Source organism: Chryseobacterium sp., from assembly GCF_008014695.1.
Lineage (GTDB): Bacteria > Bacteroidota > Bacteroidia > Flavobacteriales > Weeksellaceae > Kaistella.
This window is the reverse complement of the sequence record NZ_VOXE01000002.1, coordinates 76,679-99,909: the sequence shown is the minus strand read 5'-3', so window position 1 is coordinate 99,909 and position 23,231 is coordinate 76,679. Positions and strand designations below refer to the sequence as shown.

Annotated in this window: 22 protein-coding genes, 1 tRNA gene and 1 pseudogene; 8 read left to right on the top strand and 16 right to left on the bottom strand. The window is 39.7% G+C overall.

Features of this window, described 5'->3' with window-relative positions; all coding sequences use genetic code 11:
- Positions 1-12 precede the first annotated feature (12 nt).
- From FUA25_RS04850 to lpxB, 4 genes are all read right to left on the bottom strand, one after another.
- A complete protein-coding gene (locus tag FUA25_RS04850) occupies positions 13-2,025 on the bottom strand; it encodes a fumarate reductase/succinate dehydrogenase flavoprotein subunit (protein ID WP_147755797.1) in 2,013 nt (670 codons plus the stop codon).
- Between the two features lie 98 nt (positions 2,026-2,123).
- Positions 2,124-2,786 (bottom strand): succinate dehydrogenase cytochrome b subunit, encoded by a 663-nt coding sequence (locus FUA25_RS04845; protein WP_147755796.1) that lies wholly within the window; start codon positions 2,784-2,786, stop codon positions 2,124-2,126.
- 130 nt (positions 2,787-2,916) lie between these two features.
- The gene (locus FUA25_RS04840; protein WP_185146658.1) at positions 2,917-4,644 is read right to left on the bottom strand and encodes a ComEC/Rec2 family competence protein; all 1,728 of its coding nucleotides are present in this window, start codon (positions 4,642-4,644) and stop codon (positions 2,917-2,919) included.
- Positions 4,645-4,775: 131 nt separating this feature from the next.
- Complete coding sequence (lpxB, locus tag FUA25_RS04835) at positions 4,776-5,879, bottom strand: lipid-A-disaccharide synthase (RefSeq protein ID WP_147756323.1); 1,104 nt, start codon at positions 5,877-5,879, stop codon at positions 4,776-4,778.
- A 42-nt stretch (positions 5,880-5,921) separates the two neighbouring features.
- Here lpxB and FUA25_RS04830 point away from each other — a divergent pair, with 42 nt between their 5' ends.
- The gene (locus FUA25_RS04830; RefSeq protein ID WP_147755794.1) at positions 5,922-6,431 is read left to right on the top strand and encodes a DUF2480 family protein; all 510 of its coding nucleotides are present in this window, start codon (positions 5,922-5,924) and stop codon (positions 6,429-6,431) included.
- 75 nt (positions 6,432-6,506) lie between these two features.
- Entirely contained in the window at positions 6,507-7,169 is a 663-nt protein-coding gene (locus FUA25_RS04825) for a DUF937 domain-containing protein (protein ID WP_147755793.1), read from the top strand.
- Positions 7,170-7,367: 198 nt separating this feature from the next.
- Here the strand turns inward: FUA25_RS04825 and FUA25_RS13325 are convergent.
- Positions 7,368-7,446, bottom strand: a pseudogene (locus FUA25_RS13325) (30S ribosomal protein THX); the annotation flags it as partial.
- Positions 7,447-7,893: 447 nt separating this feature from the next.
- Between FUA25_RS13325 and FUA25_RS13225 the strand changes: the two are divergent.
- From FUA25_RS13225 to FUA25_RS04800, 4 genes are all read left to right on the top strand, one after another.
- Positions 7,894-8,232 (top strand): DUF2975 domain-containing protein, encoded by a 339-nt coding sequence (locus FUA25_RS13225; RefSeq protein WP_185146657.1) that lies wholly within the window; start codon positions 7,894-7,896, stop codon positions 8,230-8,232.
- 1 nt (position 8,233) lies between these two features.
- The gene (locus FUA25_RS04810) at positions 8,234-8,440 is read left to right on the top strand and encodes a helix-turn-helix domain-containing protein (RefSeq protein WP_147755790.1); all 207 of its coding nucleotides are present in this window, start codon (positions 8,234-8,236) and stop codon (positions 8,438-8,440) included.
- A 112-nt stretch (positions 8,441-8,552) separates the two neighbouring features.
- Entirely contained in the window at positions 8,553-10,307 is a 1,755-nt protein-coding gene (aspS, locus tag FUA25_RS04805; protein ID WP_147755789.1) for an aspartate--tRNA ligase, read from the top strand.
- Between the two features lie 156 nt (positions 10,308-10,463).
- Positions 10,464-12,152: a putative transporter gene (locus tag FUA25_RS04800; RefSeq protein ID WP_147755788.1), complete on the top strand. Its 1,689-nt coding sequence runs from the start codon at positions 10,464-10,466 to the stop codon at positions 12,150-12,152.
- Positions 12,153-12,226: 74 nt separating this feature from the next.
- On the opposite strand, the gene yajC is transcribed toward FUA25_RS04800, so the two are convergent.
- From yajC to nusB, 3 genes are read right to left on the bottom strand one after another with little or no spacing between them, the layout of a single operon-like run.
- Positions 12,227-12,556, bottom strand: coding sequence for a preprotein translocase subunit YajC (gene yajC, locus FUA25_RS04795; protein WP_147755787.1), 330 nt, complete (start codon positions 12,554-12,556; stop codon positions 12,227-12,229).
- A 17-nt stretch (positions 12,557-12,573) separates the two neighbouring features.
- The gene (locus FUA25_RS04790) at positions 12,574-13,068 is read right to left on the bottom strand and encodes a DUF1573 domain-containing protein (RefSeq protein WP_147755786.1); all 495 of its coding nucleotides are present in this window, start codon (positions 13,066-13,068) and stop codon (positions 12,574-12,576) included.
- Positions 13,069-13,082: 14 nt separating this feature from the next.
- On the bottom strand, positions 13,083-13,985 hold the full coding sequence (gene nusB, locus FUA25_RS04785; RefSeq protein ID WP_147755785.1) for a transcription antitermination factor NusB: 903 nt from the start codon (positions 13,983-13,985) through the stop codon (positions 13,083-13,085).
- 177 nt (positions 13,986-14,162) lie between these two features.
- Between nusB and FUA25_RS04780 the strand changes: the two genes are divergently transcribed.
- Both FUA25_RS04780 and FUA25_RS04775 read left to right on the top strand, forming a co-directional pair.
- Complete coding sequence (locus tag FUA25_RS04780; protein WP_147755784.1) at positions 14,163-15,824, top strand: ABC transporter ATP-binding protein; 1,662 nt, start codon at positions 14,163-14,165, stop codon at positions 15,822-15,824.
- Between the two features lie 114 nt (positions 15,825-15,938).
- A complete protein-coding gene (locus FUA25_RS04775; protein WP_147755783.1) occupies positions 15,939-16,274 on the top strand; it encodes a DUF3276 family protein in 336 nt (111 codons plus the stop codon).
- A 123-nt stretch (positions 16,275-16,397) separates the two neighbouring features.
- Here FUA25_RS04775 and FUA25_RS04770 read toward each other — a convergent pair.
- From FUA25_RS04770 to FUA25_RS04730, 8 genes are all read right to left on the bottom strand, one after another.
- Positions 16,398-16,473, bottom strand: a tRNA-His gene (locus FUA25_RS04770).
- Positions 16,474-16,507: 34 nt separating this feature from the next.
- Entirely contained in the window at positions 16,508-17,227 is a 720-nt protein-coding gene (bshB1, locus tag FUA25_RS04765) for a bacillithiol biosynthesis deacetylase BshB1 (RefSeq protein WP_147755782.1), read from the bottom strand.
- Positions 17,228-17,292: 65 nt separating this feature from the next.
- Positions 17,293-18,942 (bottom strand): tetratricopeptide repeat protein, encoded by a 1,650-nt coding sequence (locus FUA25_RS04760; RefSeq protein ID WP_147756322.1) that lies wholly within the window; start codon positions 18,940-18,942, stop codon positions 17,293-17,295.
- Positions 18,943-19,018: 76 nt separating this feature from the next.
- Positions 19,019-19,888, bottom strand: coding sequence for a PstS family phosphate ABC transporter substrate-binding protein (locus tag FUA25_RS04755; protein ID WP_147755781.1), 870 nt, complete (start codon positions 19,886-19,888; stop codon positions 19,019-19,021).
- A gap of 258 nt (positions 19,889-20,146) precedes the next feature.
- Positions 20,147-20,980, bottom strand: coding sequence for an energy transducer TonB (locus tag FUA25_RS04745; protein ID WP_147755780.1), 834 nt, complete (start codon positions 20,978-20,980; stop codon positions 20,147-20,149).
- A gap of 23 nt (positions 20,981-21,003) precedes the next feature.
- Positions 21,004-21,570 carry an ExbD/TolR family protein gene (locus FUA25_RS04740; protein ID WP_147755779.1) on the bottom strand — a complete coding sequence of 189 codons (567 nt, stop codon included), beginning with the start codon at positions 21,568-21,570 and terminating at the stop codon, positions 21,004-21,006.
- A gap of 7 nt (positions 21,571-21,577) precedes the next feature.
- Positions 21,578-22,183, bottom strand: coding sequence for an ExbD/TolR family protein (locus FUA25_RS04735; protein ID WP_147755778.1), 606 nt, complete (start codon positions 22,181-22,183; stop codon positions 21,578-21,580).
- Positions 22,184-22,273: 90 nt separating this feature from the next.
- The gene (locus FUA25_RS04730; RefSeq protein WP_147755777.1) at positions 22,274-23,143 is read right to left on the bottom strand and encodes a MotA/TolQ/ExbB proton channel family protein; all 870 of its coding nucleotides are present in this window, start codon (positions 23,141-23,143) and stop codon (positions 22,274-22,276) included.
- Positions 23,144-23,231: the final 88 nt, after the last annotated feature.

Here is a 23,231-nt window from a genome sequence, read left to right as displayed (position 1 = left end):
TTTTAATGGAGGTTATTTGTAACTTCTGGTTTTTACTTCGATGTTTTCGTAAATCAGATCTTCTTTGTGCATAACCTCCTTGTTGATATCAATTCCCTGATACTCCCATGCTGCAACATATTTAAAGTTTTCATCATCCCGCTCCGCTTCACCTTCCGGCGTTGCATGATCCCAACGGAAATGTCCACCGCATGATTCTTCTCTTTTCAGCGCATCAATCGCCATTAAATGACCCAGTTCAAGGAAATCTGCCACTCTGAAGGCTTTTTCAAGTTCAGGGTTCATTTCTTCGTTTGTGCCCGGAACTTTTACATCTCTCCAGAATTCTGCTCTAACTTCTTCAATTTCTTTGATCGCTTCCTGAAGGCCTTCCGGCGTTCTTCCCATCCCCACTTTATTCCACATGATGTGTCCTAATTTTTTATGGAAATGATCTACAGTGTGCGTACCGTTATTATTGATGAAGAAATTGATCTTGTCTTTAATCTCTTTCTCGGCCGTTGCAAAATCCGGCGAATCTGTCGGAATGGCACCGGTTCTGATATCTGCTGAAAGATAGTCAGCAATGGTGTAAGGAAGCACGAAATATCCGTCTGCCAAGCCCTGCATCAGTGCAGAAGCACCGAGTCTGTTTGCGCCGTGGTCGGAGAAATTCGCTTCACCAATCACAAAACATCCCGGAATCGTGGACTGTAAATTATAATCTACCCAAACACCACCCATCGTATAATGAACCGCAGGATAAATCTTCATTGGAGTCACGTACGGATTATCCGCCGTGATTTTTTCATACATCACAAAAAGGTTTCCGTATTTTTCTTCGATCCAGGCTTTCCCTAAATCGTAGATCTGCTGCGGAGTAGGATTGTGAATATTTTTTTCCAAGGCTGACTCTGTTCCTTTTTTAATGATTTCTGTAGAGAAATCCAGGTAAACGCCTTCTTTCGTATCATTGTTTTCGATCCCGTAGCCGGCATCGCATCTTTCTTTTGCTGCTCTCGAAGCCACATCCCGCGGAACGAGATTTCCAAATGCAGGATATCTTCTTTCCAGATAATAATCGCGGTTTTCCTCAGGAATGCTTTCGGCTCTTAACCTTCCTTCGCGGATGGCTACGGCGTCTTCAATATTTTTAGGCACCCAGATTCTTCCTGAGTTTCTTAAAGATTCTGACATTAACGTCAGTTTAGACTGCTGCGTTCCATGAACCGGGATACAGGTCGGGTGAATCTGAACATAGCAAGGATTTGCGAAATACGCTCCTTTTTTATGGATTTTCCAGGCTGCGGAAACGTTCGATCCCATTGCATTGGTGGAAAGAAAATACACATTTCCGTAACCTCCGGAAGCAATTACAACAGCGTGTGCAGAATGTCTTTCGATTTCACCGGTTACGAGGTTTCTTGCGATAATCCCCCTGGCTTTTCCGTCAACGATCACCAGTTCCATCATTTCGTGACGGTTATACATTTTAATCCGGCCTTTTCCGATTTGGCGGCTCATGGCGGAATATGCTCCCAATAGAAGCTGCTGTCCGGTCTGGCCTTTTGCGTAAAAAGTTCTTTTCACCTGTACTCCACCAAAGGAACGGTTGTCAAGTTGGCCGCCGTATTCCCTTCCGAAAGGAACGCCCTGTGAAACGCACTGGTCAATAATATCAGCAGAAACTTCTGCAAGACGGTATACATTGGCTTCGCGCGAGCGGTAATCTCCTCCTTTTATCGTGTCATAGAACAAACGGTAGGTTGAATCACCGTCGCCCTGATAATTTTTTGCTGCGTTGATTCCGCCCTGAGCTGCAATAGAGTGCGCTCTTCTTGGTGAATCCTGATAACAGAAGGCCTTTACATTATATCCCTGTTCTGCCAAAGTTGCTGCTGCAGAACCTCCTGCCAACCCGGTTCCAACAACAATAATATCAATTTTGTCGCGATTGTTGGGCGCAACAAGGTTCATGTGGTCTTTATGGTTTTTCCATTTGTCGGCTAAAGGGCCGGCTGGAATTTTAGAATCTAATTTGCTCATTTTTAGAAATTTTAAATTTTAATCAATCCACGATACGGAGATTTCCATTTGAGTTCGTGAATACTTTTATTTTAAATTTTAACAAAAAACTTAAAATTTTACTGAGTTAAATAATGATAAACTGCAATGAAGATAAAACCTGCCGGAATCAGGATCGAATACCAGGTGCCCAATGCCTTAATCACAGGAGTGTATTTGGGATGTCTTGCACCAACCGACTGAAATGAGGACTGAAAACCGTGCGCCAAATGAAGACCCAACAGAATGAAAGACACTACATAAAATATTACCCTTAAAGGATCTGCAAATTTCTCGTGAAGTTCCGGCCAGAATCTTTCAGCATCCGGTGTATTTACATCCACATATTTGAAACTGATCTCATGCCACCAGAAATCGTAAAAATGAAGTCCCAAAAATGCCAGAACCACAAGACCGGAAATAATCATATTTCTCGACATCCATGTTGAGTTGGCAGAACCGTGGTTAACCGCATAACGTACAGGTCGTGCACTGCGGTTTTTGAGCTCCAGAACAAATCCCATAATAAAGTGGAAAATCACTGCAAATGCGAGAACAGGCTGCATCAGAAACTGTATGAATGGATTGTAACCCATAAAATCTGAAGCTGTATTAAAAGCGCCCGGACTGAAAACGGAAATGATGTTGACCGAAAGGTGCATGATAAGGAAAATGAGCAAAAACATTGCAGACAATGCCATTGCATACTTTCTACCGATAGTAGAATTCGTTAATCCCGCCATAATTATTGTTTAAATTGAAATTTTCACAAAGTTAAAAAATTGTTAAGGTAATTGAAGGTGAGAAAAGTCAGAAATTTACAGTTTGTAACATTTCTAAATAAGACGAAAAGAGTGATAACTACGATCGGATTCATCTCCTATACTTCAGCGGATAAAGTTTTCCGTTGATTTCTATCGCCTTTGCCTCTTTACGCAGAAATTTGATCTCATAATCATCTGTCCGCCTCGAAGTCAAATAAGGGTCAATTACAAATTTTCTGATTTTATTGAGATCAGCATTCTCCTTTACCCAGAAAATGACCTTCTTCCGTTCTTTTACAGAAACAATGGTCTGGTTAAAATATTCATGAATTAAAATCTCATTGTTCCGGTCATAATACAGCCCTAAGGCGGTCTTCAGCATGAAATAAAGCAGAACGATTGCCAGAAAACGAAAAATAGCCTTCATACTGAACTTTAAAATCAGAAATCTTAAAAAATAGACTCCCACAAATAAGACCGCAGCTTCCGGAAGGCTCATCGGAATGTTTTTAATAAAAGCGGCTTCTGTATTTCCGAAAAAGTGAATTACCATCAGCAAACCATTCACAAAAGATTCATAAATAAAGTTCAGTCCCGAAAACTGCAGCGAAATAGCCAGCAAAACGGTCATCAGCAAAGAAAAAATAATGATGATTTCTGAAAACGGAATCACCACCAGATTTGCCGGAAGTGAAATGAATGAATACTGATGGAAATAAAAAATTACGATCGGAAAAGTGGCAATCTGTGCCGCCAAACTGATTGACGGGACATTCACCAGAAAATTCTGAAAATTGTTTTTCGGTTTCGGAAGGTACTTCAAAATGGGCCGATTCAGCCATAAAATCCCGAAAACAGCCGCATAACTCAACTGAAAACCGACCTCAAAAAGCTGGTTGCTGTCTAAAATTAAAATGATAAATGCCGATAAAGCCATGGCATGGGGCAAATCGGGTTTCCGCTGAAGCAAAACATAAATGTAATACACCGAAATCATAATGCAGGAGCGGACTACAGAACTTCCGTAATCAATAAAAACAGCAAAAGCCCAGATTAAAAACAAAGCGATAATGATCTGGAAATGGCGAAATTTTGTTGGGAAAACCGGTTTCAAAAAGAGGAGAATGAGCCAGAAAATAATCGCCATATGCGAGCCGGAAATTGCCAGAATATGCACCAGACCTGATTTGCTGAAATCCTGCACCGTCTGTTCATCCATCTCCGTCCGGTCGGCCAGGATAATTCCTTTCGTAAATTCTTTCGTTTTGGGCGAAAGCTGTGAAGAATCAATTTTATGTAAGGTTTCCAGCCTTTTCTGACGGATTTTTTCCGAAAGACTCAGGTCATTTCTAAATGCAGCACGATAAGAGTTGGGAAGATAACTCTGAAAATAGATGTTTCTTCTGGCTAAATATTTCTGATAATCAAAGTTGAAATCATATGCAGGCGGCTGAACGCGGTTGACATAAGCTTCCGCTTTATAATAATGCTGAAAGTCTAGTTCCGGTTCTGATCTGGGAACGGAAAGTACCGAATTAATCGGGAAAAAGGTTTTGTCTCTGTAGTTTTCGCAGTCTACAATTGCAACCTCATACCGCCGGTTTTTCTCGTTGGAATTGAGTTTTCTCTGCATTTTAAAGACAATGCTTTCTTTGGTGTTGAATTGAGGCAGTCGAGGCGGTTGGTTCCTTAAAAAATGGGCAAAAAGTCCGAGTGAAAAGAAGAAAGATCCAAGAAAACAGAACTTGAATTTCTGTACATAAAAATTCCCTGATAACAAGAGGAATAGCGTCAGAAAACTGAAAATGAGAATAAAAACAATGTATTTTTCAGTCAAAATAAATTTTTCCTGAAAGAAAATTCCCAGAATAAAACAAACGCACAGAATAAGTAATGGCTGTTTATACAAGAAAAAATATTTACTATAAAAGTAATATATTTTTATCTAATACGTTGACCTTAAATATTTTACCGGACAATAATTTCAGCAGCATGATCGCTCGCGCCTTTCCCACCGAGTTTTTTACGCAGTAAGTCGAATTCATTAAGCATTTTTTGACGCGGCTCTCCAGTTAATATCAGTTTCAGTTCTCTAACCAAATTCTCAGTTTTCAGATCTTTTTGAATCAGTTCGGTTACAATTTCCCGATCCATGATTAAATTCACAAGAGAAATGTATTTGATGTTTCTAACGACGCGCTTTCCGATTTCATAAGAAATTCTACTGCTTCGGTAACACACCACTTCAGGAATGTTCAGCAGAGCCGTTTCTAAAGTAGCAGTGCCAGAAGTGACGAGTGCTGCTTTGGAAGACCGCAGTAAATCATATGTTCTGTTCGAAATAAAATGAACGTTTTCATCAACAAATTTTTCGTAAAATTCTTTCGGCAAGCCGGGAGCACCGGCAATCACGAACTGATAATCCTGAAACTGCGGACGAACGGAAAGCATAAGTTCCAGCATCTTGGTCACTTCCTGTTCACGGGAACCGGGCAAAAGAGCGATTATTTCCTTTTCGTTCAGTCCGTTTTCCGATTTAAACTGTTCAATATCGATCGGTTTTAGATCCGAGACTGCATCTAAAAGAGGGTGACCGACAAAATGGGCATCCACTCCATGTTTTTGATAGAATTCTTTTTCGAAAGGCAGGATGACGAGCATTTCATCCACAAAATTCTTTATTTTTTCAACCCTTCCTTCCTTCCAGGCCCAAAGTTGGGGCGAAATATAGTAAACTACTTTAATTCCGAGATTTTTAGCAAATTGGGCTATCCTTAAATTGAATCCTGGATAATCTACCAAAACCAACACATCGGGTTTATAACTTCGGATATCTTCTTTGCAGAATCTGATATTTTTAAAAATCGTTCCGATGTTTTTTGCCACTTCCAGAAATCCCATAAAGGCCAGATCTTTGTAGTGCTTTACCGGAGAAAATCCAGCCACTTCTGTCATTAAATCACCACCCCAGAACCGGAATTCGGCTTCAGGATCTTTTTTCAGAATCGATTTCATTAAATTGGATGCATGCAGATCTCCTGAAGCTTCTCCTGCAATGATATAGTATTTCACTTCGTAATAAAATTGTAATTTTGCCAAAGATAAAGATAAAAAATGTCAGAAGATTTTGAAATAAAGAATAAGGTTGCAGACAGCGGTCTGGTGAATCTTGATATTTCCGCGCTCGTCCCAAAAGGGAAACGAATTGGAATTGATTTGAAGGATTTTCTTTTTGAAGGACTGATTTTAAAGGAAAAAGATTTTCGGGAAAAAGTCGCAGCACTTAACGGCGAAAACTACAGAGACTGTTACGTTTATATTTACAATTCCGCCGATGCAATTGTGCCGCTTTGGGCCTATTTTCTTCTCACCGCAAAAATCACCGATTCAGCGTCCAAAGTTGTTTTTGGCAACCGTGAGGATTTGGAAGTCCTGCTCATGCACAATGCCATTCAAACCTATGATTTTACCGACATGACCGGTAAAAGAATTTTGGTGAAAGGCTGTTCCGACGAAAATATACCTGAAAACGCTTACATCGAGCTTGTTGAGCAGCTTAAACCAATAGCCAAATCACTGATGTTTGGTGAGGCCTGTTCGAATGTTCCGATTTTTAAGAATTAATCTTCCATCCAACCGCAATTTTGCGGAATGTTTTTTGATGAAGGTGAGTTCAACTCTTAACATTAAAGAACAACCATGAATTTAATTGATTTAATTACCGGCAGTGCCGGAAACCAGGTCGCTGAAAAGGCTGAAAATAAATTCGGAATCTCTAAAAACCAGATTATTGCCTTGCTTGCTGTTGCTGCACCGTTGGTGATTTCCTATCTGAGAAAAAAATCTCAGGAAAACCCCAACGAAGCTGATGCGCTGAATAATGCACTTGAAAAAGATCATGACGGAAGTATTCTGAACGATCCGTCACAGGCCGAAACCAGACAGCAGGAAGGAGGTTCGATTCTGGATCACATTTTTGGAGGACAAAAAGGGCAGGTTGAAAACCAACTTTCCCAGAACACCGGAATTTCCATGGATAAAATAGGACCGGTTTTGGCAATGCTTGCACCACTGATTATGGGATTCATCGGAAAAGAAAAACAGGCAAGCGGCGTAAATTCCGGCGGCGGACTGGGCGATCTCTTAGGCGGAATTTTAGGCGGTGCGCAAAATCAGGCGCAGGCTGAACCTTCAAATCCCATCAATGATATTCTGGGACAGGTTTTGGGCGGTGGCTCACAGCAGTCATCCGGAAATCCATTAAACGATATTTTGGGAGGCGTCCTCGGCAGAGAAACTTCTTCTGAAAAGCAAGACGGTTTAGGTGGCCTTCTTGGAAGCATTTTGGGAGGCAGAAAATAACATTTCCTCTGAAAAAATAAAAAACCGAAGATTATTCTTCGGTTTTTTTCTTTCTTGGGGTTTTGGGTTTCGGTTCAGCAGCTACTTCAGCATTTTCTGATTTGTCAGTTGGGTATCCTACTTCTTTTCTCACTTTGGTTTTAGGGGCTTTTTTTTCTTCCTCATCCAAAACGGTTACAGGAATATTTTTTACCGATGTTGATTTGCGTGGTCTTGTTTTACCATAGCTTCCTGCATTGATTTTTCCGCGTTTTGATTTTTTGTCACCTTTTCCCATAATTAATAATGTTTTTTAGTTATTGATGTACCCAAAGTTAAAGAAAAAACACAAAGGCGGATCGTAAAAATTCATAAAATTTTAAACTTCTTTTTTAAGTCCTTCCATCTGTTGCATGATTAAATTCTGAAAAAAATAATAAATTAATCGCGATTTTTTATTGTTTTACAATAATTAATTATATATTCACAATAACTTTAATAACTAATTATGAACATCACTGGTAAAAAATCTGTTGCAACGCTCGTAAAATGGGCATTTTTTGTATGTTTTCTTTTCTTTGCATTTCATCTGTTCTATTTTTTCATTGGCTACGGGATTGCCTCGTATAAATTGTCCAGCAATAGTGAAATTTTTGGGAATAGCATAACTTTAGGAGTTAATGCTTTTGGTTTGAACTCTCTGAATTCATTCCAAATAAACTATCCATTCACTGACCAAAATTTTATGTTCGGAGAATTCTCTTGGGAAACATTCCTGATGAACGGATTGGGTTTTGGTGCACTAACATTCTATTTTTATACGTTGTATCGTATATTTGATAATTTAAGTAAAGTTCCCATTTTCAGCAATTCCATTCTGATATGGCTCAAGGTTTTTGTGTGGACGAACTTTTCTGTTGCAACGGTTTACTTTATATTCTGGAATTTCATTTATGAGACAAAAACTTTAAAGGTTATTTTTACCGCATTTCCTTTCGTACTTATCGGTATGATCTGTTTGTTTGCCTATGACTTCTTCAAAAAAGGTTATCAACTTCAATCTGAAAATGACTTAACAATCTAATATGGCCATCATAATCAACGTCGACGTAATGCTTGCTAAACGCAAAATGCAAAGCCAGGAACTCGCCGAAAAAATTGGAATTACGCAAGCCAATCTTTCTATTTTAAAAACAGGAAAAGCTAAGGCTATTAAACTTTCGACGCTCGAAGCTATCTGTAAAGCATTAGACTGTCAGCCAGGAGAATTAATCGAATACCGGCCGGATTAATTACTCATCCGCAGGCTGAAACTTCGCGATCAACTGCCTCATTTCATCCAAAAATCCTATCTTTGCAACTATAAAATTTTCAAGAACAATCATCCCAAAATCCATTCTTACGATGTTCCGCACGCACACCAACGGAGAACTTTCTCTGACCAATCTTAATGAAAATGTTATCCTTTCCGGCTGGGTTCAGACCATCCGCGACAAAGGATTTATGATATGGATCGATCTGCGCGACCGTTATGGAATTACCCAGCTCGTTTTTGATGCTGACCGTTCATCTGCCGAACTTTTGGAAAACGCCAAAAAACTCGGACGCGAATTTGTCATTCAAATCGAAGGGAAAGTCATCGAAAGAGTGAGCAAAAACCCGAAAATTCCAACCGGTGACATTGAAATTCTGGTGGAAAACTTAAAGATATTAAACGAATCTCAGCTTCCGCCCTTCACAATTGAAGACGAAACCGACGGTGGTGAGGAACTCCGTATGAAATACCGCTACCTCGATATCCGCAGAAATCCGGTGAAAGACAAACTGATTTTCCGACATAAAATGGCGCAGAAAGTCAGAAATTATCTGTCGGACAAAAATTTCATCGAAGTGGAAACGCCTGTTCTCATCAAATCAACTCCCGAAGGTGCACGAGACTTCGTTGTGCCGAGCCGCATGAATCCGGGGCAATTTTATGCATTGCCGCAATCGCCGCAAACTTTTAAACAGTTATTGATGATTGGCGGAATGGACCGCTACTTCCAGATTGTAAAATGTTTCAGGGATGAAGATCTGAGAGCCGACAGACAGCCGGAATTTACCCAGATCGACTGCGAAATGGCTTTCGTAGAGCAGGAAGATGTTCTGGAAATCTTTGAAGGAATGACGGCAACTTTACTGAAAGACATTACCGGAAACGAATTCGGAAAATTCCCGAGAATGACTTTTGATGAAGCCATGAAAACCTATGGAAACGACAAACCGGACATCAGATTCGGGATGGAGTTCGTGGAAGTGAATGACCTGGTAAAAGGAAAAGATTTCAAGATTTTTGATGATGCAGAACTCGTGGTCGGAATTAATGTAGAAGGTTGTGCAGATTACACGAGAAAACAGATCGACGAACTGATTGATTGGGTAAAACGCCCTCAAATCGGCGCTTCCGGTATGATCTGGATTAAATTCCAAAATGACGGAATTGTTACTTCTTCGGTAAATAAATTCTACAACGAGGAAGATTTAAAGAAAATAACAGCAAAATTCGGCGCAAAAGAAGGCGATCTGATTTTCTTAATGTCCGGAAACGAAAATAAGGTAAGAACCCAGCTTTCCGCATTAAGAATGGAACTTGGGAACCGTTTGGGTTTAAGAAATCCAAAAGAATTCGCACCGCTTTGGGTCATTGATTTTCCGCTTTTGGAATGGGACGAAGAAACAGGGCGTTATCATGCAATGCACCACCCTTTTACTTCACCAAAACCTGAAGATATTCATTTGCTGCAGACTGATCCCGGAAAAGCAAGAGCCAACGCTTACGATTTGGTTCTGAACGGAAACGAAATCGGCGGCGGTTCGGTAAGGATTTTCGACAAAGATTTACAGTCCAGAATGTTTGATCTGCTTGGATTCACGAAAGAAGATGCCGACGCGCAGTTCGGCTTCCTTATGAACGCGTTTAAATTCGGAGCGCCGCCGCACGCTGGTCTGGCTTTCGGATTCGACCGTTTGGTGGCAATTTTAGACGGAAATGAAGTCATCAGGGATTATATCGCTTTCCCGAAAAACAATTCAGGCAGAGATGTGATGATTGATGCACCTTCAAAAATTGCAGATGAACAGCTGGATGAGCTTTACTTAAAGCTGGAAACTAAAGAATAAATTTTATGGGAAGTTGTACTTCCCTTTTTTTGTCTCAATAACTGAATACAGGTACATTTTCCACGAGCATTTTTTTCCTTTATTGATAAATTTCACTTCATATTTAAAAGCGATCCTCTCTCAAAGCAGTAACTTTACGTAGTTAAAAAAATAAAAATGCTGGACTGGCTGGAAACGTTACTCTTCCCCTTAGAAAATCCAAATGTCACCCAATCTTTAATTTCCATTATGCTTGCGATTGGAATGGGCATTTTTTTGGGAAGACTGAAATTCGGAAAAGTATCTTTTGGGGTTTCTGCCGTCATGTTTACAGGATTGCTTCTGGGTCAATTGGGTTATCGTATTGAAGCCGGAATTCTGGACTTTATACGGGACTTCGGATTAATTCTTTTCGTGTACGGAATTGGTCTTCAGGTAGGTCCTTCTTTTTTTTCCTCTTTTAAAAACGAAGGTCTGAAATTCAATATCCTCGCAGTTTCCTGTGTTTTACTTGGTGGAATCATCACTTTTATTCTTTTTAAAATCACCGGAATTCAGATTGAAAATTTAGTCGGAATGATGAGCGGCGCCGTCACAAACACTCCGGGTTTGGGAGCTGCGAAAAATACGATCGAAGAACTAAAGATCCAATTCCCGGGCAAAACATTCGCCGATCCCGCCATTGGATATGCGATTACTTATCCGCTCGGTGTCTTCGGTATTATCGGAACTGTTATTTTATCGAAGATTTTACTGAAAATACATCCGGAAACTGAAATGCGGAAGTTCCGTATGCTCAAAACAAAAACCGAGATTCCTTTGATCCACAAAAAAATGCGTGTTACGAACCCTGCATTTTTCGGGAAAACCCTTCAGCACAGCATCAAAGAAGTGGGCGCCAATATTTTGGTTTCGAGAATCAAACACAGCGGCAGCGAAGCCGTGGCCTCGCCCACTTTAGATACACGTCTGGAAGAAAGAGACGTTTTGATGCTCGTGGGAACGGAAAAAGAACTGGATCATTTTATTTCCTCTGTTGGACGTCCTTCCACCGATTTGTTCATTGAATCAGAATCAGACATCAGAACCAAAAACATTTTTGTGACAAAACCGTCTGCAGTACATAAAAAACTTTCCGAATTGGATCTGTACAATACGTATGACCTGAAAGTGACAAGGGTTTTCCGTGCCGGAAAAGAAATGATGGCGCGACCAAGCCTTGAACTTTTTTACGGTGATATCCTTCGAGTAATCGGTTCCCAAGAGGGCATCGCGGAAGCAGAAAAAATCATCGGAAATCAAGAAAAAAAATTGATGGAACCTGATTTTCTTTCGCTGTTTGGTGGGCTTCTGATCGGGATTATCGTAGGATCAGTTCCGTTAATGATTCCCGGACTGCCTATTCCGTTGAAACTTGGCTTTGCGGCCGGTCCTTTAATTGTGGCGCTGCTGATTTCAAGATATGGCGGAATTTCATTTATCCATTCCTACATCAACACTGGAGCGACTTATTTCATGAAAGATCTTGGAATCTGTCTGTTTTTCGCAGCAGTCGGAATTCATGCCGGTGACGGATTTTATGAGAATTTTATAAAATTCAACGGCTGGACATGGCTGCTGTACGGATCAGCGATTACCTTTATCCCGCTGATATTGATGGTCATTATCGGCCGGTTTTTTATGAAGATCAATTTTCTGCAGCTGGCCGGCATCATGAGCGGAAGTTATACTGATCCTGCTGCTTTGGCGTTCAGTACTAATTATCTGGATTCCGATGTTCCCATTCAAAGTTATGCACAGGTTTATCCTTTGGTGACGATATTCAGGATTTTTATGGCCAGTCTGCTCATCCTGCTGCTGAGTTGAAACCGAAAAATGTTTTAAACAAAAAAAATCCATCTCGCGATGGATTTTTTTGATCTTATCTGATCTTAAAAATTTTATTTGGTAACCTCTGGAGCATTGTCCGGAAATCTTTGCTGCGTAAACTCTCGGGAAATAGCAGCTTTTTCAAACTTTAGTTTTCCTGAAAGGGTTTCAATAACGACCCCGTCTTCCTGGATCTGAGCAATTCTTCCATGCATTCCGGAGGTGGTCACCACTCTGCTTCCCACTTTCAGGGTTTCCTGAAAAGATTTTTCCTGTTTTGATTTCTTCATTTGAGGGCGGATCATCAGAAAGTAAAATCCGACGAACATGGCTCCCATCATGAGGATGGTCGGCATCATAGAACCTTCCGGTGCAGCAGCCTGTAAAAATATTGTAAGCATTTTCTTCTGTTTATTGATTAGGGTTGAATATTTGCCGTGAAAGTAATGACAATCGGCGTTTTTTCAACGTTTGCATATACTTCAGCCTGTTTGTTCACCATTCCGTCGAAACTTGAAGAATCGAATTTCAATGTGATCTTTCCTTTTTGTCCAGGTAATATCGGATCTTTGGTATATTCAGGAGCTGTACAACCACAACCGGGTTTAACCTGAGAAATAATCAGCGGATTGGTTCCTGTGTTGGTTACTTCATAGATATGCTGAACTGTTTCTCCTTTCTTGATTTTTCCGAAATCAAACTGATTTTCAGATAAAGCCAATGTAGTAAGAGGCTTAGACTGTGCTTCCTTTACCATTTCTTCAGGAGTCGCAACTGCAGGTGCTGGTGCTGGTTCCGCCGGCATTTCGGTTGAAGTTTCATTTACGATAATCTGATCTGCCTTTTCGTTTTTTTTGCAGCCTGTTAAGGCCAATACCGCAACAACCGGTAATAATTTTACTAAATTTTTCATAACTTTTTAATTAATTATCTGTTTAAATCTTTGGTGTACTTATCTAAAATTCCATTAATGAAAATATTGGAACGGTCCGTTGAAAAAACTTTTGCAATCTCGATATATTCATTAATAATAACTCTCGAAGGAGTAAGCGGGAAATAATCCAGTTCTGAAAAAGCAGCTACCAGAATTATTTTATCCATTAAAGAAACGCGGTCTAGATCCCAGTTTTCCAAAAGCCCTTCCAGTTTCTTTTCGCCTTCTTCCCAATGGTTGAGGGCAGTTTTCAGCAGTTTTCTGGCAAAATCCCGGTCTTCTTCATCTTTAATCATCTTGATCAGCGTATGACTCGGTTCATTTTCCTTAAAGAAACCGATCGTTTTCTGAATCATGGAATTGGAGATATGAAAATCATCGGCCCAACTCATTTCCATGGCTTCGAGATGTTCGTGAAAATCCTCGTTTTCAGCGATATATCTTAAAAACAGTTTTCCAATGAACTTTTGGTCAGCATCAAACGAATACCCTTCTTCCTTCATGAAATCCTGATACCTTTTTCCGGCAGTCATTCTCTGGAATGTTTTTACAAGCAAGTCGTCGTAAAGATCCCATTTCAGATTAATGTGTTTGGAAGTGAAAGAAAGTCTTTCCGTATTTTCTTCCAGCATCAGCAATACCTGATTGTTAATGAACTTCTGGTTAGGATTGGTGTTGGCGTCGGTCTTGATATACTTATTCTTCCCGATTTCGATCTGCTTTTCAGCAAGATGCTTCAGGGCCACCAGAAAATTGAGCTGATAAATATACAGATGGTATATTTTATCGATCTCCGAAAACATATTTTTTTCCAGAATATCAAACTTCAGGGGATTCTGATAATAAGAATACAGGCTTTCTACAACTTTTTCACGGATTTGTCTTCTTCCTAACATTTTTCAAAGAGCTTTTATGCGTGCAAAGATAGTAAAATAGTCGGAAGTAGGCAGCAGGTGCTTCGAGGAATCGTTCTTCATACTTCAAAATTTAAAGCGAAATATCCTTTAGCCATGAGAGAAAATGAGGATATCAAATAACAGTCAATGTAATTTTGCTTATTTTTGCCCTGATTTATGAATGCACTTAAAACCTTAAATCCTTATTTCTTAAAGCACAAAAAACTTTTGTTTTGGGGGTTCCTCTTCATCATAGCGAGTAATTTTTTCAATATCTACAAAGTTCAGTTTGTGGGGAAATCGGTTGATGAAATCTCAAAAAACCTCCATAACGGCTTTAACAAACAGGTCCTGATTTTTGTAGCCATTATAGTTGCCTGTTCGCTCCTCACCGGATTTTTCACTTTTATGATGCGGCAAACCATTATTGTAGCCTCCCGAAGGATTGAATACGAACTGAAAAACAAAATTTACACCCACTACCAGGAACTTTCATTAACCGATTACAAGAAAACCACGATTGGTGATCTTATGAACCGGTTAAGTGAAGACGTTGTGGCGGTGAGAATGTATCTGGGTCCCGGTGTCATGTATGTCGTAAACTTACTGATTTTGCTCCTCATCACCAGTTTCTACATGCTGAAAACGGATGTATCGATGACGCTTTACACCCTTATTCCGCTGCCAATTTTATCTTTCGTGATTTACAAAGTGAGTTCGGTCATCAACCGGAAATCGAAAATTATGCAGAAAAGCCAGTCAGCGATCTCCACTTTTGTTCAGGACAGTTTTTCTGGCATCCGTGTCGTGAAATTCTTTGCCAAGGAAAAATATATTGAGAAGAATTACGGAATTAAAGTAAAAGACTATCAGGACAAAGCTTTGGATCTGGCCAAAACCGAAGCCTACTTTTTCACCATTATTCTTTTTGTCATCGGGCTGCTGAATGTTGTAATTCTTTTGATTGGTGGCCAAAAATACATGAACAATGAACTTTCGGTCGGAAAAATCGCTGATTTCTTTATGTACATCAACATCCTGATCTGGCCGTTTTCCATGGTTGGATGGGTGACTTCCATCAACCAGCGTGCGGAAGCTTCGATGTCGAGAATCAATGAATTTCTGGATATGAAGACCGATATCATCAATACCGTTAATGAAATTCATCCGATAAAAGGTGATATTGAATTCAGAAATGTTTCCTATGTGTATCCAAATACCGGGATCAAAGCACTGGACAATCTGAGTTTCAAGATCGAGGCCGGAAAATCACTCGCCATCATGGGCAAAACCGGAAGCGGAAAATCAACGATTGCTTTATTGCTCTGCAGGTTAATTGATCCAACGGAAGGCGAAATACTTGTAGACGGAAAAAACCTGAAAGATCTGAACCTCGAAAATTATAGAAAACATATCGGTTACATTCCGCAGGAAAGTTACCTTTTTTCTGATACCATTGAAAGCAATATCGGTTTTGCCATAGACAGTTCAACTCATGAAAAAGTTGTAGAATATGCAAAAAAAGCCGACGTCCACAAAAATATCATTGGTTTTAAAGACCAATATAAAACAATGGTGGGAGAACGCGGCGTAATGCTTTCCGGCGGCCAGAAGCAGAGGATATGCATTGCAAGAGCGCTGATTAAGGAGCCCAGCATTCTTATTTTCGATGATTCACTTTCGGCTTTGGATACTGAAACTGAAGAAAATATCCTTCAGAATATTGAAAAAGAACTGCAGAACCGAACTTCCATTATCATCACCCATCGGGAATCAAGCGCAAAAAGAGCAGATAAAATCCTGAATCTCACAGAAATAGACAATGCTGAAGCCGTTTAGAATGTAAAATCGTTATTGATAATCCACTTTTCTTAACAAAAACTGAAAATAAATTTTGCCATTCGCGGAAATATTTTATATTTGTTATTATAAGATTCAAAAAACTATTTACAAATGAGCGATTACAAGGAACGCCACGAAAACGAAATTTTTACCAAGGTGCTGAAAGCCGGAAGAAGAACTTATTTCTTTGATGTACGGGAGACCAAAGCTGGTGATTATTATCTTACGATTACTGAAAGTAAGAAGAATTTCGGTGAAAATGGTGAAGCTACTTTCGAGAAACACAAGATTTACCTGTACAAGGAAGATTTCAAAAGTTTCGAAGAAATGTTCAAAGAATCAACCGACTTTATCATCAGCCAGAAAGGCGAAGATGTGATTTCCGAAAAACATGACAAAGATTTCAAAAGCCGTTCGTTCACCATTGATTCAGACGAAGAGGTTTAAAAAAGCATAAGCATTCCAATTGGGATGCTTTTTTATTTGCTTGAGGTTTCAGTTTTTATTTTCATCTAAACCCGACGCAGTAAAAACCAAAAAACGCACTGAAAAATCAGTGCGTTTTTTTATGGGTGAATGAGGGGTCTCGAACCCCCGACCTCCGGAACCACAATCCGGCGCTCTAACCAACTGAGCTACAATCACCGTTTGAGGTTGCAAATATAAAGCTTTTCGATAAATTACAAAATTATTCCATCGAAATTTTTGAAAGCCAGCAGCTTTTCTGTAGTAAAACCTTCTGCGAACTCTACTCCGGAGAGTCGACCTAGATCCTGGGCCCTGTAAGTCAGGCTTTCCAGGAAATCCTTAGTTGCGATAGGGGTCATCGGTTCGTTAGATTTGGGATCGTAAAACTGCGTTTTATATGCCAGACAGGCCTCAATTTTCTTTTCCATAAACCCGGAAATATCTACAACAAAGTCCGGTTCTATATTTTTCCACTGAATATAGTGGAAAACATGCTTCGGGCGCCATGCTTCCTGCTGATGACCTTCCACTTTAGTTTCAATTTTCACCAAACCGGATAGAAAACAGGCATCGGAAACCAGTTTCGCTGCCTTTGCATGATCCGGGTGGCGGTCATCAGTGGCATTGGCAAAAATCAGTTCTGGTCGGTATTTACGGATCATTTTAACAATCTTCATTTGGTTTTCCTCTGTATTCAAAAGGAAACCGTCTTTCATCATTAAATTTTCGCGGGATGAAATCCCTAAGATTTCAGAAGCGTTGGCCGCCTCTTGTGCTCTTGTAATATTGGTACCGCGTGTTCCCAGTTCTCCTTGAGTGAGATCAACAACCACTACCTTTTTTCCGTCGGAAATCATTTTTGCCAAAGTCCCGCCGCAGCCCAGCTCTACATCGTCCGGATGGGCTCCGATTGCTAAAATTTCTGCTTTCATGGGTCAAATTTAATAAAAAAACTTCCCGATTCTCATCAGGAAGTTTCAAAATTGAGTATTTAGAATTATTTATTCAACTGTGTATTCAAGTTGATGGCATCCTGATAGGTAGGATCCATCTGAACTGATTTCGCAGCGTAATCTTTTGCTTTTGCAAGATCAGAATCTTTCACCATATAAGCAACCGCGAAATACGCGTAAGCTAATGTCTGTCTGTTGGTTTCCATATCAGCGGGTTTTACCGTATCGATAAACTTCTGATAAGACATTTTTGCCATATCATTATTACCGGCTTGTTGATATGCATAGCCTAAACTGTAATATGCTGGCGCCCAATCCGGCAACAACTGCGACATTTTTTGCCATGTTAAAATGGCACCGTTCCAGTTTTTAAGATTTTGGTATTCATTTGCCATTGCATACAGCGCATCGGTATCTTTAGGATTCGCAGCAATTTTAACTTTTAAAGCCTCGATCTGTGCATTTGTCGGACCTGAATTGACGGCTGCTGTTGAAATCGCTCCACCCCTGTTGATTTTGGCCAGCTCTTCGTCCCATTTCAGGGTTTCATCTTTAGCAGCTTTTGCAATAGCAATAAGCTTTTGAGATTGGAGCATTGCAGTAGATTTTTGAGTAGGATCTTTTTCATCCTTGGCAAGTGCGGCTATAATTAACCCCTGAAGTCCCTGATCTGCAGGCTGAATTCTGGTTTTATCTGCTTTTGAAAGAAAAACGTCATAATCCTGTTTTGCAGCTGCATAATTTCCTTCAGAATACATGATATATGATCTTAATTTATATTTGATTGGATCATCAACTTTATCAAAGACTTTATCCAACGTGGCTTTTGAATTCGCATAATCTTCATTGGTAAAGTATAGTTTTGAAATCTCCAATAAAGTATAAGGATCATCATCTGCATATCTGGTATAGTTAATCAAATCCTGAGTCGCTTTTGCATTCTCCTGATAAGTGATATCATAATTTGCCAGTGCTTTATAAGCAGGAGCATACGTTGGATCTACAGCTATAGCTTTGTCGATATTTTCTTTTGCCAGTTTCCACTGTTTGGCGGCCATCCACAGCGTTCCCATTCTCGTGAATACGGAAGCTTTATTTTTAGCGACCACAGATGCTTTATCATAAGCAGACATTGCGTCGCCAGGAAGTTTTTTCAAACGGTAGGCATCTCCTAAAGAATAGTAGTAAGGTGCAGGCACTCCGCCTCTTTCCGATCTTTCTACCGCCTTGTTAAGATAGTCAATCGCAATGTCGGGTGCATTGTTATTTTCGAACATTGTCAGGGCTTCTGCTGCACGATAAAGAATTTCCGGGTCCTTTTCTCTCGTATCTTTAACAACACTTTGAATTTCTGCGATGGCGGATTTGTCGCCTTTCCCCAATTTTATAGTGGCGAGACCAATTTTATTCAGATCACTTTTTTTATCGACAGCAAGGCCTTTATTAAAATTTTCCGCTGCTTTCTCGAAATTAGGTTCGAACTGGGTGAGGTAGGTATTGCCTAAATAGAAATAATTATCACCTTCTGAAGGCGCTTTAGAGATCATTTCATTATAAATCTGACGTGCTTTCGCAAATTTATGACTGTCTACATTTACAATTCCCTCCTGCACGGTCTGTGCGAAAGCGAAGTTCGTAAAAAAACCTACTGCTGCGGTATAAACAATTTTTTTTGTTAAATTCATTTCAAACATCATTTAAATTAATATATTACTTTTTATTGACAATTAGCAGACAACTTTCGTTCCAAAAGAAAAATTTTAGGACTTGTTAACGCATCTGTACTTCTCTTGCGTACAGATTAAAAGGCTGTAAACCCTCCTTGCTTACTATCATTTGTCCTAATTGGGTACATGAAAATCTCATGAATCCGTTTGCGATTCCAAATCCGGGTTCGTTCCTTAAAAAATACAGGATTCTTGTAAACGGATATTTCATATTCGCCAAATTAGCGGTACTCGGCTCGTAAAGTTTGCCTTTTTCATAAACTGAAAGAATTTTAAATTTATCTTTCAGTATCAAAGCATCTTTACCGTAAGGCCGGCTAAAAGTATTCAGACCTACAACCCCAATTTTCCCTGGAAAATCATTTAACCGATCAATAACGGTTTCATTACCGTTGAGAATAGAATACTGCAAATCTGAAGGCAGTTTTCCGAGTTTTTGAGCAACAAAGTTGAGGTTGCTGGAGTTAGTGCCGTCAAAAATGAACTGTTTTTTTTGAGACTGCAGCCCTTCTTTTATTTCATCCATTGAAATAGATGTTCTTTCATCATCTTTAGGTACAATAAAAACAACAGCATCTGCGGCAAATCTGGCCGGTTCATAATTCAGTTTCGTCTGTGTTTTATACGCGGTAATTTCTTTCTCGGAAAGCTCTCTGGACATTACAATGAGTTTCAATTTGCCTTTAAGCAAATCCAGAAATGCCAAATCTTCTTTCTGTACCTGAACGCCGATTTTGGTATCGGGATAACTGATCATGTAACCATCGGTAAGTGCCTCGACAACACTTTTGAAAGATCCATCGGTAACTACGGTAAGTGTACCTTTGTTATAATCATTAACAACGGTTTTCTTTTTGGAGCAGCTCAGTAAAAAAAGGGCACAGATCAGTAGATATAAAGTTTTAAATTTCATCTTTTCTTCTTGCTTGTTTAATCTTATCTACCGCCCTGAAAATACGGAAGAGGCCGTACAAAATAAGCAAAGCACCTAACGGGTAGGCAATATTGGGTTCCAAAGTAATGATGAAGAACTTGTAGACTATGACCACAACGCCTAAGACCATGTAAAAAAATCCGGTAACTAATGATAACCAATTGAACATCATAAAAACAAAAATACAAAAAAAGAGAAGCGTAAAGCTTCTCTTTTTCAATTTTAAGATAAATTAACTTATTCGAAATTCATGGTTACAGGAAATCTGTAACGTGAACGAACTGCCTGACCGTTGACTTTTGCAGGTACCCATTTATTTCTAATAGATTTAACCGCGCGGATGGCTTCGGAATTAAAATCTGAATTGGAACCATTAACTTTAATATCGGTTATACTTCCATCTCTCTCTACGACAAAATTAATTTCACCTTTGATATTACCTTCGCCTCCATCCATGGCTGAGGTATCAAAATTATCCTGAAATTTCTGTCTGAAAGCGTTTAGTCCACCAGGAAACTGAGAAGACTGATCTACCTTATCATAAACCTCTGTCGTACTTACTTTCACTTCCGCTGTTGTCGCTTTTGTACCTGTAGATGGCGGTGGCGGCGGCGGCGTGTAAGCCGGAGTCTTCACTCCTTCCTGATTCTGAAGACCAGTTGTTGTTTCAAGCTGTTTTGAAATCGGCGGCGGCGGTGTTTCCACTTTCGGTGCTTTTTTCGGCTCAGGAACAACATTCTGAATCACTTCCTGCTTTGGCTCCTCTTTTGGAGGTGGAGGTGGCGGTGGCGGTGCTTCTTCAGGCTGTTCAATGATCACATCCTGATCTATAATTTCAATCAAATTTGCATCAACTTCCTGCTTGTCCTTTGCATTCATCTGCTTGATTTTCAAAATGATAAATGGAGTTAAAGCCATTATCAAAAAAAGCAAGGTTCCAAGAAGGAAAGATCTGGTTAATATTTTCGGATAACGGCTTCTTAAATCATAAGCACCATATTCCTTATTTCTATTTTCAAATACAATCTCGTCTAAGGTTAGATTCTGACCATAATTTGTATCATCTGCCATTTTATGTCTTTTTTATGGTTAGATTAATTTGCTGGAGCCGGTGCAGTGCTGCCTCCGACTTTTCTTTCGTAAATGGCCTGTTCCCAAGGCTTAACGTCCGTTACCCCGTACCTTTCACTGTTGGTAATGGTCATTTCATCAAGAATATCAACAAAATTCTTATATACTGCATCATCCGTAGGCTTAATTATCACCGTGAATAACGATTGATCAGCCGCTCTGGCTTTTGCCTGCTCAATTACTTTCCTGATTCCTTCTCTGTCGAAATTGGTCTCGTTCAGGGTTGCATCGGTGAGGCTCGTATTGTCCTGCTGATGCCAAAAAAGCCTGTTATCTTTACCAATCAAAAGAGAGATGGAATTTGAAAGTTTTATTTCTGTATCAGGTGGTTTCGGCTGATCCTTCTTAGGTTTCGCCGGAAGTCCGAGATCCATTACATTCGGTTTATTGAAGGTGGTTACCAACATGAAGAATGTAATCAAAAGGAACGCCAAATCCACCATTGGGGTCAAATCTACGTGTGGTACCTGCTTTTTCGAGCGTACTTTTCCACCTTTCCCGCTGTTGTCTTTTACTTGTACTTCTGCCATTGTTCAATTATTGATTTGCGCCTTCTTGACTTGTTATCAACCAGAATTTCAAGAAATCGATATCTCGTAATCCTTCGAATAAAGCTTTCACTTTAGGGTACTTGGTCTGTGTATCCCCCTTGATTGCCAATTTGTAATCAGGGTTTACAGCCAAACTCTGCTGAACCCAATCGATGAGCTGCGCATCTGTACTGTCCATCGGGATTCCGGTTTTGCTTTTAAAAGCTTTTTGGTCAGCATCCGAAAGATTAAGATAGCCTTTCAGCTGGCTCATCGGTACACCGATTGACTGCACTTTTGTGAAAGCAACCTTTTCCTGGTTGGTAAATTTCATTCCATACTTCTTTCCCATATTATCCAACAGTGCCATTCTTTCGGTACCGTTTTCAACAGGTGTAAAATAGAATCTTCCGTCGGTTGTGCTTAAAACTGTCATTAAACTGGCATCCGGAAGAAGCTTTTCAGATATAGAAGATGGCGTGGTTATCGTCTCGACATCAGGTTTTGCAAACTGAGCCGTGAGGATAAAAAACGTAAGGAGTAGAAATGATACATCGGTCATGGCCGTCATATCTACCCTTATATTATGTCTTTTTGGTTTGACTCTCGCCATTATATTTTATTTTTTTATTAAACTTCACGTTTTTAGACAATCTTAGAACATTGAAGTTAAAAAACTGCCTGCAATTCATTACAAAATTTCTTAGTGAAATTCTGCGAATGACTGCTGGATTGACATTGCGATTTCGTCAATTTTAAACGTTAATCCGTCAATCTTGGAAGTAAAATAGTTATAAAGGATAATCGCAACCGCTGATGTACCAATACCTAAAGCAGTATTTACAAGTGCCTCAGAAATACCGATTGAAAGTGCTGCTGAATCCGGTGTTCCTCCACCTGAACCCAATGCGCTAAATGCCTTGATCATCCCGATTACTGTTCCCAATAGGGCAACCAATGTTGCAACTGTTCCCAGTGTTGAAAGAATCATCATATTTTTCTCTAACATTGGCATTTCAAGTGTTGTAGCTTCTTCAATTGACTTGTTCAATGCTACCATTTTCTGCTCTTTGTTCAGCGTTGTATCATGGGAAAGCGCTTTGTACGTCGTAAGACCTTCTTTAACCACATTTCCTACAGATCCTTCCTGTCTGTCGCATTCTTCGATAGCTTCATCAATTTTGTTTTGGTTAAGCAATCTTCGTACATTCAGTACAAAATTGTCAACATTTCCTTGACCAGATGCTTTTCTTAAAACCAAAGCACGCTCAATTGAGAATACAATTACGATGATCATGAAAGAAATAAGGATAGGTACAATTGGTCCTCCCATATAAATAACGCCCATAAATCCATCACCAGGGTGAAGTTCTTTGGTCTCTAATCCTGAGAACGCTACAGATGACAAACCGTCAAGCCGTGGATCAGCTTTGAAATTTCCGGGATTCCCCAAAACAAATAAATAAATTGCAATACCTATTACAATAAGAATAGGGATTATTAATGCTGGGTTTAACCCGCCTTGTTTTTTAGCAACTACGTGCTCCTCGTTGTTTGAAACATTCATTTCCATACTAAACTAAATTATAATTGTTATTTTTTTAATTTTTCGAGTGTAAAATAAAGTCAAAATATTCAATAATGCAAGGGCTTGGCCTAAA

Excerpts from the sequence above, each read along its gene's own strand:
- FUA25_RS04790 (WP_147755786.1), bottom strand. The coding sequence starts at position 13,068 with ATGAAAAATTTAGTAAAATTATTACCGGTTGTTGCGGTATTGGCCTTA.
- FUA25_RS04730 (WP_147755777.1), bottom strand. The coding sequence starts at position 23,143 with ATGGAAATGAATGTTTCAAACAACGAGGAGCACGTAGTTGCTAAAAAA.
- FUA25_RS04780 (WP_147755784.1), top strand. The coding sequence starts at position 14,163 with ATGAATGCACTTAAAACCTTAAATCCTTATTTCTTAAAGCACAAAAAA.
- FUA25_RS04810 (WP_147755790.1), top strand. The coding sequence starts at position 8,234 with ATGGCCATCATAATCAACGTCGACGTAATGCTTGCTAAACGCAAAATG.
- FUA25_RS13225 (WP_185146657.1), top strand. The coding sequence starts at position 7,894 with ATGTTCGGAGAATTCTCTTGGGAAACATTCCTGATGAACGGATTGGGT.
- yajC (WP_147755787.1), bottom strand. The coding sequence starts at position 12,556 with ATGCTTACAATATTTTTACAGGCTGCTGCACCGGAAGGTTCTATGATG.
- FUA25_RS04735 (WP_147755778.1), bottom strand. The coding sequence starts at position 22,183 with ATGGCGAGAGTCAAACCAAAAAGACATAATATAAGGGTAGATATGACG.
- FUA25_RS04830 (WP_147755794.1), top strand. The coding sequence starts at position 5,922 with ATGTCAGAAGATTTTGAAATAAAGAATAAGGTTGCAGACAGCGGTCTG.
- FUA25_RS04800 (WP_147755788.1), top strand. The coding sequence starts at position 10,464 with ATGCTGGACTGGCTGGAAACGTTACTCTTCCCCTTAGAAAATCCAAAT.
- FUA25_RS04775 (WP_147755783.1), top strand. The coding sequence starts at position 15,939 with ATGAGCGATTACAAGGAACGCCACGAAAACGAAATTTTTACCAAGGTG.
- FUA25_RS04760 (WP_147756322.1), bottom strand. The coding sequence starts at position 18,942 with ATGTTTGAAATGAATTTAACAAAAAAAATTGTTTATACCGCAGCAGTA.
- FUA25_RS04740 (WP_147755779.1), bottom strand. The coding sequence starts at position 21,570 with ATGGCAGAAGTACAAGTAAAAGACAACAGCGGGAAAGGTGGAAAAGTA.
- nusB (WP_147755785.1), bottom strand. The coding sequence starts at position 13,985 with ATGTTAGGAAGAAGACAAATCCGTGAAAAAGTTGTAGAAAGCCTGTAT.
- FUA25_RS04845 (WP_147755796.1), bottom strand. The coding sequence starts at position 2,786 with ATGGCGGGATTAACGAATTCTACTATCGGTAGAAAGTATGCAATGGCA.
- FUA25_RS04755 (WP_147755781.1), bottom strand. The coding sequence starts at position 19,888 with ATGAAATTTAAAACTTTATATCTACTGATCTGTGCCCTTTTTTTACTG.
- aspS (WP_147755789.1), top strand. The coding sequence starts at position 8,553 with ATGTTCCGCACGCACACCAACGGAGAACTTTCTCTGACCAATCTTAAT.
- FUA25_RS04745 (WP_147755780.1), bottom strand. The coding sequence starts at position 20,980 with ATGGCAGATGATACAAATTATGGTCAGAATCTAACCTTAGACGAGATT.
- FUA25_RS04850 (WP_147755797.1), bottom strand. The coding sequence starts at position 2,025 with ATGAGCAAATTAGATTCTAAAATTCCAGCCGGCCCTTTAGCCGACAAA.
- bshB1 (WP_147755782.1), bottom strand. The coding sequence starts at position 17,227 with ATGAAAGCAGAAATTTTAGCAATCGGAGCCCATCCGGACGATGTAGAG.
- FUA25_RS04825 (WP_147755793.1), top strand. The coding sequence starts at position 6,507 with ATGAATTTAATTGATTTAATTACCGGCAGTGCCGGAAACCAGGTCGCT.